This is a genomic window from Pseudomonas sp. GL-RE-29 (assembly GCF_019947275.1).
GTDB lineage: Bacteria > Pseudomonadota > Gammaproteobacteria > Pseudomonadales > Pseudomonadaceae > Aquipseudomonas > Aquipseudomonas fluorescens_A.
In genome coordinates this window covers 37,488-50,717 of the sequence record NZ_JAGYGD010000009.1, presented here as the reverse complement: position 1 = coordinate 50,717, position 13,230 = coordinate 37,488, and the positions used below count along the sequence as shown (strand labels likewise).

10 protein-coding genes and 2 pseudogenes are annotated in these 13,230 nt (G+C 57.2%); 3 read left to right on the top strand and 9 right to left on the bottom strand.

From position 1 onward, the window contains the following. Window positions 1-5: 5 nt before the first annotated feature. The 4 genes and pseudogenes from KGB21_RS09950 to KGB21_RS09935 form a co-directional block, all read right to left on the bottom strand. A complete protein-coding gene (locus tag KGB21_RS09950) occupies window positions 6-719 on the bottom strand; it encodes a GntR family transcriptional regulator (protein ID WP_034148764.1) in 714 nt (237 codons plus the stop codon). Window positions 720-804: 85 nt separating this feature from the next. After that, entirely contained in the window at window positions 805-1,995 is a 1,191-nt protein-coding gene (locus tag KGB21_RS09945; protein ID WP_223505081.1) for an OprD family porin, read from the bottom strand. A gap of 125 nt (window positions 1,996-2,120) precedes the next feature. After that, window positions 2,121-3,455 (bottom strand): MFS transporter, encoded by a 1,335-nt coding sequence (locus tag KGB21_RS09940; RefSeq protein ID WP_223504996.1) that lies wholly within the window; start codon window positions 3,453-3,455, stop codon window positions 2,121-2,123. Between the two features lie 332 nt (window positions 3,456-3,787). Further along, window positions 3,788-3,904 (bottom strand): annotated as a pseudogene (locus KGB21_RS09935) (LysR family transcriptional regulator); the annotation flags it as partial. Between the two features lie 123 nt (window positions 3,905-4,027). Between KGB21_RS09935 and KGB21_RS09930 the strand changes: the two are divergent. Then, window positions 4,028-4,375: a DUF1302 family protein gene (locus tag KGB21_RS09930; RefSeq protein ID WP_223504995.1), complete on the top strand. Its 348-nt coding sequence runs from the start codon at window positions 4,028-4,030 to the stop codon at window positions 4,373-4,375. Here KGB21_RS09930 and KGB21_RS09925 read toward each other — a convergent pair. The 4 genes from KGB21_RS09925 to KGB21_RS09910 form a co-directional block, all read right to left on the bottom strand. Next, entirely contained in the window at window positions 4,258-4,899 is a 642-nt protein-coding gene (locus KGB21_RS09925) for a 3-oxoacid CoA-transferase subunit B (protein WP_223504994.1), read from the bottom strand. The two genes, KGB21_RS09930 and KGB21_RS09925, sit on opposite strands and share 118 nt — an antisense overlap. A gap of 8 nt (window positions 4,900-4,907) precedes the next feature. Next, a complete protein-coding gene (locus KGB21_RS09920) occupies window positions 4,908-5,600 on the bottom strand; it encodes a 3-oxoacid CoA-transferase subunit A (protein ID WP_034148757.1) in 693 nt (230 codons plus the stop codon). A 298-nt stretch (window positions 5,601-5,898) separates the two neighbouring features. After that, window positions 5,899-7,197 (bottom strand): carbohydrate porin, encoded by a 1,299-nt coding sequence (locus tag KGB21_RS09915; RefSeq protein WP_223504993.1) that lies wholly within the window; start codon window positions 7,195-7,197, stop codon window positions 5,899-5,901. Window positions 7,198-7,300: 103 nt separating this feature from the next. Next, a complete protein-coding gene (locus tag KGB21_RS09910; RefSeq protein WP_223504992.1) occupies window positions 7,301-9,706 on the bottom strand; it encodes a glucose/quinate/shikimate family membrane-bound PQQ-dependent dehydrogenase in 2,406 nt (801 codons plus the stop codon). Window positions 9,707-10,099: 393 nt separating this feature from the next. On the opposite strand from KGB21_RS09910, the gene KGB21_RS09905 reads away from it, so the two are divergent. Beyond that, entirely contained in the window at window positions 10,100-10,708 is a 609-nt protein-coding gene (locus KGB21_RS09905) for a dTMP kinase (protein WP_223504991.1), read from the top strand. A gap of 284 nt (window positions 10,709-10,992) precedes the next feature. On the opposite strand, the pseudogene KGB21_RS09900 reads toward KGB21_RS09905, so the two are convergent. Continuing rightward, window positions 10,993-11,489, bottom strand: a pseudogene (locus KGB21_RS09900) (cupin domain-containing protein). Window positions 11,490-11,879: 390 nt separating this feature from the next. Between KGB21_RS09900 and KGB21_RS09895 the strand changes: the two are divergent. Further along, window positions 11,880-13,199 (top strand): hypothetical protein, encoded by a 1,320-nt coding sequence (locus KGB21_RS09895; protein ID WP_223504990.1) that lies wholly within the window; start codon window positions 11,880-11,882, stop codon window positions 13,197-13,199. Window positions 13,200-13,230: the final 31 nt, after the last annotated feature.

Genomic DNA, 13,230 nt, shown 5'->3' with positions numbered 1-13,230 from the left:
GTCGGTCACTCGCCGCGTGCGATCACTTTCATCCGGTCGCTGTTGCTGATCGCACCGAAGACTTCGGCGTAGCGCAGTGTCGCATTGGCGTGTTCACGCATGATGGCTTCAGCGCGTGCGCCCTGGCGGCTGACCAGCGCGTCGAAGACCGAGTGGTGTTGCATGTGAGCGAAGTTAAAGCGCCGGTATTCGCGGGCCATGTCCTGGCGATCGATCGCGAGTGCCGAGACGGAAGCGAAGGGGCGATGGTCGTTGCGCGCCAGGGCTTCGGCAATCGCCGGATTGGCGCTGCTTTCGACGATCACCTGATGAAAGCGCATGTTGAGGTCATGGAACGCCTCGAGGTCTTCTTCCGTCACGTAGCCTTTGTCGAACAGTGCATCGCCTTGCACCAGGCATTCGCGCAGCGCCGCCTGCGCCTGCTCACTCAAGCCGCGTTCGGCGCTCTGCCGCGCCGCCAGACCCTCCAGCACCCCGCGTACCTCCACGGCGCCAGCGATATCGTCGGCACTCACCGAGCGCACCTGATAGCCCCGGCCACCATGGCGCACCAGCAAACCTTCCTGTTCCAGGGTGAGGAAGGCCATGCGCACCGGCATGCGCGAGACGCCGAAGCGTTCCGCCGTCGGAATCTCCATCAGTCGTTCGCCGGCCGCCAGTTCGCCCGAGGCAATCATTTTGCGCAGTGCGACCAGCACCATTTGACCCGGTTTGCTCATGCAGGCGACTTCCAGAGGGGAGGGCGCCATAGTACCGCAAGGAGTGAGGAGATGCAGGGGCGACAAGCGCCCCTGGCGGGGAGGATCAGAGTGACAGTGGGTAGCTGACGATCACCCGGGTCTGATCGAAGTCGCTGTTGAAGCTACGACGGTTGGTGGCGTTGTTGACCCGCACGCTGAGGTTTTTTAGTGGGCCGCTTTGCAGGGTGTAGCTGACCTCGGTGTCACGTTCCCATTCCTTGCCGTTGCTGCCGGCCTTGGTGGTTGCGTTTTCGCCGTGACCGTAGCGGGTCATCAGCAGCAGGCCGGGAATGCCGACGGCGACGAAGTTGTAGTCATAACGCGCCTGCCAGGAACGCTCGTCGGCGTTGCTGAAGTTGCCGTTGAACATGTCGTTGCCCAGGGTCCGCCCGCTGCTGCCATACACCGACATCCAGCCGGTATCGCCGCTGACCTTTTGCAGCCCCAGGTACAGGGTATGGCCACCCAGGTTGGCCGAGAACAGCCCGTAGGCGGTATGGCTTTGCACGTTGCCGATCAGGGCGCTGCCGTCATCCTTGTCGATGAAGTAGCCCAGGTTTGCGCCCAGGGTCCAGTCACCGACTTTCTGTTTATGCAGCAGGTTCAGATAGCTTTGCTGATAGATGTCTTCGAGCTGCGAGTGCCAGGCGCCGATCAGGGTTTGTTGCTCGTTGAAGCGGTATTCGGCACCCGCATAGTTGAAGCCGTCCGACATGACGGTGGGCGCAGCCCAGGCCGAGAGGTCTTGCATGTCCGAGGAGTTGCGCAGGCTCACCGAGGTGTATTGACCGCCCTGCAGGCTCAGGCCGGGAAGCTCCCGGGACACCAGCATGGCGCCCTGGAAGGTCTGCGGCAGCAGGCGTCCGTCGTCGTAGCGCAGCAGCGGAATATCCGGCATGAGCTCGCCGAGCATCATCTCGGTGTCGGAAATACGCATTTTTGCCGCCAGCCCCGCGCGTCCGTAGTCGTCGGCGGCGCGACCATCGTCGTGCACCGGCAGCAGCTCCGAACCGCTGCGTTGCGGGCCGCTGTCGAGCTTGACGCCCAGCATCGCGATACCGTCAAGGCCGAAGCCGACAACGCCCGGGGTATAACCGCTGCTGAACTTGAGGATCGCGCCCTGAGCCCATTCTTCTATCTTGCTCTTGCTGGCGCCGGGATCGTTGAAGTCACGATTGAAATAGTAGTTTCGCAGGGTCAGGCTGGTCTTGGAATCTTCGAAAAAACCGTTGCTTTCAGCGTGCGCCGAAGGCATCAGGGCAAGCGCTATGGCACCGCCGAGCAGGGCTCGGGGAGGGAGAGGAAAGTAAGTCATTATTGTTGTTTTCCTGGAGGATGTTGTCAGTAGCGAGGGCGGGACCTCGCTACTGTTTGCGCGGCTCAGGCCTGGATAGGCTCGGCACCTGGTTGTGTTTGGGCCTTGGGCCGCAGTTGCAGCAACACGGCAGCGGCAATCACGAAGACCACGGCGAACACCCCATACAGGTGCAGTGGCTGCCAACCGCTGTCGAGCAACAGACCGGCAACGGTGGGCGACAGGATCGCGCCGATGCGCCCGATACCGATGCCCCAACCGACCCCTGTTGTGCGCACTGAAGCGTCATAGACAATCGGCGACAGCGCGTACAAGCCAGCCACGCAACCGTTGGCGAACAAGCCGATCAGCAGGCCCAGGCCGAGTGCCATCGACACCGATGATGCAGAGCCGACGAACAGCACCAGCAGGCCCGCGGTAATCAGCATGAACAGCGACAGCACCCGGGTCAGGCGCCAGCGCGAGGCCAGGCCGCCAATCAGCGCGGCGCCGAAGATGCCGCCGACGCTCAGCAGCACGCCGCCGCTGATGCCTTGCTGTGCCGATAGCCCGGCCGAGACCAGCAGCTTCGGCGTCCAGCTCATCACGAAGTAGAAGCCGAACATCACCAGGAAAAACAGCAGCCAGATCAGCAGGGTGGTGCGTCGCGAATCCGGCGAGAGCAACTGCGCCAGGCGGCCACGGCCTGAAATCGGCGCTGATGTGGCGACGGGCAGTTCACGCAGTTCCGGCTGGCCAAGACGTGCGGCCAGGCGATTGATGCGTGCCAAGGCATTTGCGGGACGACGGGCGATCAGGAAGTCCAGCGATTCAGGCAGGTACAGCAACACCAGGGGAATCACCGCCAGGGTCACGGCGCCGCCGAAGATGAACACCGAACGCCAGCCAAAGTGCGTCAGCAGCCACACCGACAATAGCCCGCCAAGGGTCGCGCCCAAGGCATAACCGGTGGACTGCAGGCTCACCGCCAGCCCGCGCCAGCGCTTGTTGGCATACTCGCTGGCAATCACGTTGCTGCTGGCCAGGATTCCGCCGATACCCAGGCCGGTAAAGCCACGCAGCAGCGCCAGTTGGAGCGGCGTCTGACTCAGGGCCGACAACAGCATGCCGATCCCCGAAAGCAGCAGGCAAAACAGGATCAATGGCCGACGTCCATAACGATCCGCCCACGGCGCAATGAACAGCGAGCCTGCCGCCATGCCAAACAATCCGGCACTCAACAGCAATCCGATCTGCGCGCCATTCAAGCCCCATTCGGCAGACACCGAGGAAGCCGTGAAGGCCATCACCAGCACGTCGAAGCCATCGATCATGTTCAGGACAATGCAGATGCCCACGGCCAGCCATTGGAAGCGCGCCATGGCACGCTCATCTACCACGCTCTTCAGATCGACACTCATGGCTGCCCCTCGAGAAGAGGCTGCATAGCGGCAAAGCGAGGAAGGCATACGAAGCTGGGTGCAAGCCGAAGCTCGAACCCGATTGAGAACTCATTCATCCTGACACCCTTGTTATTTTTATGAGCGGGCAGGTGCTGTACCTGACACCGTGCAGTGCCAGTCAATCAATTTATGGATCCATTGAAAAGTGCGTTAATTGATTATTTACCGTTGAGTTTTCTGTTTAATAGTTTTAATCGTTTAATATCAATCAGTTATGGCTATAAATAAAGCGTTCGATTATCGGTCGTTGACGGTTATTCCTCGACAAAGGATCCACTGTTCGATTCCAGTCGCAGAATTTTACTCAGGAAGTGCACCCCAAAGTCCTCTTGAAGGCCGAGGCGCATGGTCCCCGCGGCCTGGCTTTCACGCAGGGTCTGGAAAGTGCTGTCGTTCAGCTCAAGCAAACAGAGGATGTCATGGTGGTGATCACCACTACGGCCAGCGAGGAGTGGTCGTTTGGAGGAGGGCGGGTTAACTAGCGGGCGCCTTCACGGGATCTGGCAGGCCGTGAGCAGGTCTTCAACGACATGATTTACCTCGCGCAGAACCTGTCAGAGAACTTCGTTGCCGAGGGGTTTTATTTGCAGGAATGGGACAAGACCGTCACTGATAACTGCGGCACTTTCTTTGGTGTGGATCCGGTGGCCAATGGCTCGAACCCGCGCTTTAGCTTGAGCCCTGGAGCCGTGAATATCCGTTGCCGGACAGGCTTGAAACCGTCCGGCACATTGCGGTGTGACCACGCTAACTCGATCCGTTATCGAATCAACGGCACGCCACTGAGCGTTTGCAAGTCCTCAAAACTGATATCAGCGACAATCTCCCGGACCTTCAAGCCATCCGCAGTAACGTCCAGAATAGCCAGGTCGGTATAAATCCGAGTCACGCAGCCAATGCCGGTCAGCGGGTAAGTGCATTGCGGCACCAATTTGCTTTCGCCCGTCTTGGTCAGGTGATCCATCATGACAAACACCTGACGTGCGCCTGTCGCGAGGTCCATCGCGCCACCCACCGCCGGAATGGAACCTTCGGCGCCGGTGTGCCAGTTGGCGAGGTCGCCGTTGACTGCGACCTGGAAGGCGCCCAGCACGGCAATATCGATGTGGCCGCCGCGCATCATCGAGAACGAATCGGCGTGGTGAAAATAGGCACCACCAGACAGCAGCGTCACATGCTGTTTGCCCGCGTTGATCAGGTCATCGTCTTCCTCACCCGGCGCAGGACTCGGGCCCATGCCCAGAACACCGTTTTCGCTGTGCAGGAACACTTCCTTGTCACCCAGGTAGTTGGCCACCAGCGTGGGCACGCCAATGCCCAGGTTCACGTAGGAGCCTTCGAGAATATCGTCGGCCACGCGTTGGGCCATTTCGCTACGCGAGAGTTTTTTCATAACAGTCATGGCAGGCCTCAGTTGACGTTGGCTTTCGAGATAGGGGCTTGCGGCACGGCGACCACGCGCTGAACGAAGATCCCCGGCGTGATGATGTGTTCGGGGTCCAGCTCTCCCAACTCGACGATCCGCTTGACCTGGGCGATTGTGGTTTTCGCGGCCATTGCCATGATCGGTCCAAAGTTACGCGCGGCTTTGCGATAGGTGAGATTGCCCCAGCGATCGCCTTTCTCGGCCTTGATCAGAGCGACATCGGCGTGCAACGGCATTTCCAGCACATAGTTGCGACCGTCAATCACCCGGGTTTCCTTGCCTTCGGCGAGCAACGTGCCATATCCGGTCGGCGAATAAAACGCACCGATTCCAGAGCCTGCCGCGCGGATACGTTCGGCCAGGTTGCCTTGTGGCACGACCTCAAGCTGCACCTTTCCTGCCAGGTAGAGTTCGTCGAAGACATAGGAATCGGATTGGCGTGGAAACGAGCAGATGACCTTGGCAACGCGCCCGGCTTTGAGCAATGCGGCCAGGCCGATTTCACCATTGCCGGCATTGTTGCTGATGATGGTCAGCTCGCGAGCGCCCGACGCTATGACGCCATCTACCAATTCCGACGGCATCCCGGCGGTGCCGAAGCCACCGACCATAATGACCGAACCATCGGCGATGCCGTCCAGTGCAGCAGCGACGGATTCGAATGTTTTGTTGATCAAGGCGTACTCCTGTTTTTATTTGGCCGAACAGAATGATCCGACTGCAAACCGCATGAATCGCGGTTATTGCGTAGTGCATAGCGTGCCAAACAATGAGTGAAGGAGGGTGTCCCGACACGCGATGTCGTGCGATTAGCGAACGAAACCGTGAGTAGTTGAACGTTCATGAATGAAAGACTTTGGCCGCCACATAAGCGCATACATGACATTCTTCGCGAGCAACACAACTAATCGAACGACAAAAAAACCGGCCTTGCGCCGGTTTTCCTGTTTCTTTGAAACTCACCTGATCGAGAGCTCAGAGCGTAGCTTTGACCTGCAAACCGAGCACCAGCGCATTGTCAATGTCTTGCCCGGAAAACGCGCCCGGTTCGATGATGTATTGCACATTCGGGCGCAGCGTCAGCCAAGGAGTGGCTTGGTAGCCATAGCCAAGCTCGATCAGTTGTTCGGCACTGTCCAGATTCGGGTACGTTGTGCCATTGGCGAGCGAGGCGTCCTGCTGCACATCGCGGCTGCGTGGATTGGGCACCGCACGGCCATAGCCCAGAGCGACGGTGTCGCGCGGGCGACCTTCGAACGGTTTGTACAGAACCACGCCGGTGCCGTACCACTTGCTGAACGGTGAAGCCGCTTCGCTGGCTGCCGAGTATTGGCCGAAGGCGTGCAGACTGCGGCCCTCGGACGTTTGCGAGCTCCACACGGCCTGATCAATCAGCAGGTAATGACCGCTGCGGCCGGACACTTCTTTATCGCTGCCGATGCGTGTCACGTCAGAACTGTCGTAGTAGTAGCCAACCTTGTACTCGCCGGGCAACTCACCCGCGTGCTTGTACACCAGTTCGATCGGCACCACGGTGCCGGTCGTATGTTTCGGGCCCAGATGCCAGGCACGACTGGAATTGCCGTTGCTTTCAGGATCGACATTAAAGGCTGCCACACGCAGCTGCCAGGACGACGACAGGTCGTACTTCACGCGCACGCCCAAGTGGGCGTTGGGGTAGTTGGTCCAGCCACTACCGCCAGACATGTTCAGCGGATGGCCGCAGAAACCAGCGTTCATAAAGTTGCAGAGAATGCCACTGTCCAGGCCACCGAGATCGTTGCCCATGGCCATGTAACCGAGCTTCACGTTGAGCGCCGGGGTGAACAGGCTGCGCTCATAACTCAGTTCAGTCAGGCGCGTGTAGAGACCGCCGTAGTTTTCCTGGATGGGCAGACGGTTGCCGACCAGATCCTCGGAGGCGCTATTGCCGCGTCGGTCGTTGATGGTCAGCTGGATCTTGCCGACGTTATCCACGCCATACAGTTTGCTCAGGTCGAACTGCGCGCCGAGCTTGATGTTCTGCGAGTAACGGGCCGAACGGTGCAGGCCGCCATCGGCGTTGTAAGCGGTTTCGCCGCTGTAATCGCCGGTGAATTTGATGCCGTCCTGATCCATCTGCTGGCGCAGACCACCCCAATCACCGGTCAGGGTGTTGCGGGTCAAAAGGTTCGAATCGGTATCGGCGAAGGCGGGAAGGGTGGCGCTGCAGGTCAGGCCCAGTAGCAAGCCGTTGAGCCAGCCTGCATGAGAAAAGCGGACAGCCAAAAACATGTGAATCTTCCTGGGGGAATCTTGAATGATTTCGCAAAGCGGCGCGGCACCCGCAGGTGCCGCGCTCAGAGAGATTGCCCGCCAGTGAGGCGGGCACTGCGGCTTACGGCAGGGCGTAAGCCATCACGTAGTCGCCGCGATCGGTCGACTGGCGCGCACCACCGGCGGTGATGACGATGTATTGCTTGCCGGTTTTCGGCGAAACGTAGGTCATCGGGCCACCTTGGCTACCGACCGGCAGACGCGATTTCCACACTTCCTCACCGTTGCCGCTGTTGAACGCGCGCAGGTAGAAGTCCTGAGTGCCGGCGATAAAGATCAAGCCACCTTGAGTCGACAGGGTGCCGCCGAGGGTCGGCAGACCGATCTTGATCGGCAGGTGCATGCGGATGCCCAGTGGACCGGTGTCTTCAACGGTGCCGACCGGAACTTGCCAGGCGACTTTTTGCGTCTTCATATCGATGGCAGTCAGCGTGCCGAACGGTGGCGCCTGGCAAGGAATGCCGGCCACCGACAGGAAGCGGTTCTTGTTCACTGCGTAAGGCGTGCCTTTGAGTGGAACGGCGCCCATGCCAGTGTTCAACGCTTCGCCACCGGAAGTGGCCTGACCTTTGTTCTGCGACGGGATCATCTGAATCCACAGACCCAGACGCATGTCGTTGACGAAGATGAAACCGTGCACCGGGTCAGTGGAGATGCTGCCCCAGTTCATGCCGCCCAGCGAACCTGGGAAACTCAGCGATTTGTCCAGGCCCGGCGCAGTGTACAAGCCGTCGTAACGCATGCTCTTGAAGTCGATACGGCAGAGCAACTGATCGTACGGCGTCGCGCCCCACATGTCGGCTTCGGTCAGGTGCTGAGCACCGATCTGCGGCATGCCCACCGATTTCGGCTGGGTTGGCGAGTACGGTTCGTTGGGGATGTTTGCGGCTTTGACCGGCACTTCTTTAACGTCGGTCAGCGGCTTGCCGGTGGCACGATCGAGCACGTAGATCTGCCCGGCCTTGGTGCCGATGACCAGCGCCGGTACGGTTTTGCCGTCCTTGGTGAAGTCGATCAGGCTCGGCTGCATCGGCAGGTCGAAGTCCCAGAGGTCGTTGTGAACGGTCTGGAAAACCCAGCGTTCTTCACCGCTGGTGGCGTCCAGCGCCAGGATCGAGGCGCCGTAGGTGTGATCAAGTTTGCTGCGCTCGACACCATAGATGTCGGTGGAGGAACTGCCCATCGGCAGGAACACGGTGTTGGTCGCCGGGTCGTAGGACATCGGCGCCCAGCTGTTCGGCGTGCTGCGCACATAAGTACTGCCGTCGGCCGGCGCGTTGCGATCCTGCGGGTTGCCCGGGTCGAATGCCCAACGCATGGCGCCGGTGATCACGTCAAAGCCACGGATCACGCCACCCGGCATGTCGGTTTGCACGTTATCGGCCACGCGAGCGCCAACCACCACGGTGGTGCCCGCCATCAGCGGTGCGGAAGACAACTGATAATAGCTGTCCGGAACATCACCCAGGCCTGCCTTCAGATCAACCTGACCGTTGTTGCCGAAGCCCTGGCAGAACTCGCCGGTGTCGGCATCGACCGCAATCAGGCGGGCATCAATGGTGTTGGTCAGCAAACGGCGCTGGCAATTGGCTGCCGGGGCAGGTGTGGCTTCGATGATGCTCGAGTTGCTTGGCTGAGCGATGGTCTTTGTTGCATCGAAATAAGCCATGCCACGGCAACGCTGCCAGACTTTCGACTTCGCATTGATCGCGTTTTTCCAGAGTTCCTTACCGGTGTCCGCATCCAGTGCGATCAGGTTGTTGTGCGGCGTGCAGATGAACACCTTGTTGCCGATCTGCAGCGGGGTGAGCTGGTCTTCGGCGCCATTGCCATCGCTCTCGGCGACGTCACCGGTGTGATACGTCCACGCGACCTTCAATTTGTCGACGTTATTGCGGTTGATCTGATCCAGCGCAGCAAAACGGCTACCGCCCTCGGTATTACCATAGTGAGCCCAGTCCTTTTGCGCGTTGGCTGGCTCGACGGGCGTTAGACCCGGGCCAGTGCCCGTGGCGGCGACAGTCGGGTGCGCAACAAACATGTTGCCAACGGCCACCGCCAGCGCAATCGCCAACACCGCAGCGATGCCATAGGCACCGCGACCCGGGACGCCACCATTGGCACGCTTGAGCAGCGGGTAGACCAGCGTGACCGCCAGGCCAACGGCGCTGAACATGAACAGGCGCGAGAATACCGGCCAGAAAACCAGCCCGGCATCGCTCACAGCCCAGATCGCCGTGCCCACCAGAAACGCAGCGAACAACCAGGCACCGGCCGTTTTGAAGCGCGCGATCAGCAGACCGGAAACGGCCATCACCAGCCCACCCACCAGGAAGTACCAGGACCCTCCCAGGCTGACCAATTTCATGCCCCCAGCAGCAAGTGCCAAGCCGAGGAGGGTGATGATCACGCCCAACCCGACCAGAATGAATTTTGATATGCCCGAGAGGCGTTGACTCTGCTTCACGTTAAATGTCCCGTTGAAATGATTTGCGCATTATATAGATAGCTAACTACCTAGTTAAATCATAAATTCTGATTCAAGCGTAGATCGCTGCTCAATTGCGCGCCTGATCGAAGACCAGCGCGCCTCAGGGATTGGCGGGATCGTTGAAAGGTTAGCAAAAGGCTCTTTTTTGTCAGGGATTGGCGGATTTGTGACAGGTATAGATCGCGGCTTGCCATTGCGGGACGCCGACCAACGACGGTGTAGTGTTGAGACCCGTGAGCCAGAAAGCGGGTTAAAGTGGTCATCAATGTCTGCTCATAAGCTCCCGCCACTCGATTCGCGGAGTTGCGCCAAGCGGTTTCAGCGAACGATCCGGGCAAAAACAACCGTATATCTATCGTTATGTGAAAAATGAATCGTCCGCTGTTTGTTTCTCTGGATGGGCCCAAGGGCGCCGGCAAAACCACACTGTTGGAGGCCATTACCAAAGCGCTAAGGGCCGACAACAACATGGTAATCCGGCTTTGCGAGAGAAAAAGCGATCCCTATCGGGGTGAAACAATGAGCCTCGTAAACAAACTCGTCAGAAATCCCACCCGGGATCTGGAGTGGGCCGTTTGTCAGCGCCTCGCTGATAGCCGTAGCTGGATTTCCCGGCACGCGCTGCCTAAACAGCCACCGGGCAGCATCATCCTGATAGATCGCTGGTACCCGTCTGATGCCGCGTTTCGCCGGATAGTCCCGTTTGCAGAAATTCTACAATTGAACATTGATCGAAACGTGCGCGTGCCAGACCTGCATGTCGGGGTTGTTACCGCCCCTGAAATTTCATGGGCGAGGGCAGCGGCACGACGGCGTGGGCTGAGCAGCACGGTGATGCATAAGCTGGAGGAACATGTCGCGTGTACCCAGGCGTTCGAACAAGCGATTTCAGATAACGGCTGGGTTTTATGTCGTAATGAAGGAACGATCGAAGACGCCACGATGCAGGTAGTTTCGGATATCCATAGGGTCCTTTGATGCCACGTAGGCGAATCCCGCTGCGCAGGTCTAGATGCAGTGAGATTGCCGTAGATAACGATCGTTAGCAGGATCGAAACGATTGGGGAGTCAGCATGGACATTGACGAGAACGCACCTGGCAAAAAATCTCAGCAGCTCGAAACGCGCACGAGAGTCGCACAAGAACAGCTAAACAGCTTTTACACACTTCGTTTAACATAATATACATTATGCGTATCGTGGTATTACAGGATCAGGCTCGTTGCACACAGATTTGAAGGCTCAAACCACCTCTCTGAAACCTCATCGTTCTGTCAGCTCATCAATGAATCTCAAATACTCTGGAAACTGTTCACTGAGTTTCTGTCGGTTCCCCATTTCCATATCCGCAAAATCAAACCGCTTCGCTGATTACGCCGAATCCCGCAGCCCCCGTCATCAGCCGTGATGCTTTCCAGATACCGCCCGGTACGTGCAGCTGCAGACTTTTTACGGCGATGACATCGCTGCCCATCACAATCGTTTTCAATGTGCCGTCTGGAAAAATCAGCGTGTATTCGATCGCATCACCTAGTCGTGATGCACGATGTCTGATTTATTGAGGTGGAAATGTCCTGTGGGCGAATCCTGGTCAGCAAGTAATAAATAGACGTCACGCGGAATCGTGGGCCGGCCGCGGTGATCAGCATGGATTGATCATCGGACTGAAACGTTCGGCAGTAGTATCCGCCTTCCTGGTGTGGGACCCGATAAAGTGTGGCGATTAATTGCTCAGTAGCTTCTGGTGTTGTCCTGTTCATGCAATCTTCTTTTTTTGTATTTAGATTGCATTTCGCTACTGTTAGCCGACGTTTGGCGAATAACTCGACTAAACAGGCATTTAGCGTAGTTATAATTTATTCGCCAAATACAGGTTCTGGACGTCCTTCATCCCATCAGTCAGCGATTCGTGTTTTCGTTGATCATTAACTATTTTCGCGTGTATTCCAAACGCGCTTTACTTGCAACAAGCCAAGTCGGGCGCGTGTATTTGAGCGGTTTGTGAAAGTTTGCTGTTTGCGGATGACCAAGCATGTATCGGCATGAGCAAGACACTTGCTCATTGCCAGCGCAGGGAGATCAGGTTCTGAACCGATCTGATTTTGCATTCTTGCCATCGACGCAGATATCAATACAAAGGCCAATAATATATGGATATAAACCGCACATCCTTGCCCTCCTCTTCATTTGACCTACGTCCAGAGCCACAATCAGCAATCAATCACAACGCTGAATCAATAACGAACATCAAGAATCTGATCGAAACCCTGCACGCCAACAACATCACCACAACAAAACCCTCGCTTGAAACATTGCTCAGCAAAGAAACACGGTCTCTGCACAATCAAGTCAGCGACCTCACCACAATCAGTGCCTGCTGCAACGTTGAGACGTTACAACGCGGGGAATATAAATTTACCGATCTGAGGACCGACATCACTTATACGGTCGATCCCGTAAAAACCAATGCACTCATGTCCATACTCAACGATCACCTGGCCGAGAAATCGGTAAGTTTTTCGGTGCCCGCGGTCAGCTTTCATGACATGCAAATTGAGCCGTTGACCCCATCAGACTACAAGAGCGGCTTACCTTTCTTGCTGAGTTGTGAGACCCGGCATTGTGATTTCATTGGCGGGTTCGGTGGCAATTATCCTTTAGCGGAGTATCTGTCAGCCGACGGTATTTCTTGCAAGATCACCCGCGCCGCGCATTACGTGGGGCATGTCAATGCGTGGAAAGATGTAGAAGGCAACATCCTGCTCGGAACGTTGGCCATTAATCAAGAAGCGGTCAAAACCAGTGTATTGAGGCAGACGCTTGAATTGTTTGCCAAAAGCTTGCTGGAGAGTAACCCGGGTAGCCAAAAAATATTATTGGGAATGGGCGGACAAAATCTTTCAATACTTTTTCCAGATCAATTTATGGATGGAGGGAATGGGCACTCTCCCTTGGGAAAAGTCCGGCATGAAGACAACGCCATCGAAAAATTCCCTGATGAACTACAAACGCTGGAGCAGATTACCGGCATGCCTCCTTACGGAAAGGTGAACATAAATAACCAAGACAACATCGGCATGAGCCCCAACAACAGGCTGGATATGAAAAACGCTGTGGTGTTCATGGATGATCAAAAAGCCCTGTACGTCGACGTTAAAGCCAGTGAGTTGCTGGAGCAAATCCATACCAAGTCCGCCTATCGAGAGCAAAAAAACCGCAGGGCAACGGAATGGCAACACATTCAACAGCAAGGGGAAAAACACCGTCTGGATAGGTTTAGTGAAATCGAGTTCCATCTTCTCCAGCAAGGTGTCACCGACGTCAAGCTTGAACACTCACAAGGTCAGGACGTAACGATATCGACGCCGCGAAAACCAGAAAATCTGCCTTATGCAGTACTGGATTCCCAACCGAATGGCGACCGCTTTGTTACTAAACTGAGGGTCGGTGGGCAACGCCCCCAGATTTAAAAAAACCTCGGGCAATGCTGACGACAGCGTT

What these genes read in the sequence shown, in the direction of transcription:
- KGB21_RS09950 (WP_034148764.1), bottom strand. Translation starts at nt 719, where the DNA reads ATGAGCAAACCGGGTCAAATGGTGCTGGTCGCACTGCGCAAAATGATT.
- KGB21_RS09945 (WP_223505081.1), bottom strand. Translation starts at nt 1,995, where the DNA reads ATGCCTTCGGCGCACGCTGAAAGCAACGGTTTTTTCGAAGATTCCAAG.
- KGB21_RS09940 (WP_223504996.1), bottom strand. Translation starts at nt 3,455, where the DNA reads ATGAGTGTCGATCTGAAGAGCGTGGTAGATGAGCGTGCCATGGCGCGC.
- KGB21_RS09930 (WP_223504995.1), top strand. Translation starts at nt 4,028, where the DNA reads ATGATTTACCTCGCGCAGAACCTGTCAGAGAACTTCGTTGCCGAGGGG.
- KGB21_RS09925 (WP_223504994.1), bottom strand. Translation starts at nt 4,899, where the DNA reads ATGACTGTTATGAAAAAACTCTCGCGTAGCGAAATGGCCCAACGCGTG.
- KGB21_RS09915 (WP_223504993.1), bottom strand. Translation starts at nt 7,197, where the DNA reads ATGTTTTTGGCTGTCCGCTTTTCTCATGCAGGCTGGCTCAACGGCTTG.
- KGB21_RS09905 (WP_223504991.1), top strand. Translation starts at nt 10,100, where the DNA reads ATGAATCGTCCGCTGTTTGTTTCTCTGGATGGGCCCAAGGGCGCCGGC.
- KGB21_RS09895 (WP_223504990.1), top strand. Translation starts at nt 11,880, where the DNA reads ATGGATATAAACCGCACATCCTTGCCCTCCTCTTCATTTGACCTACGT.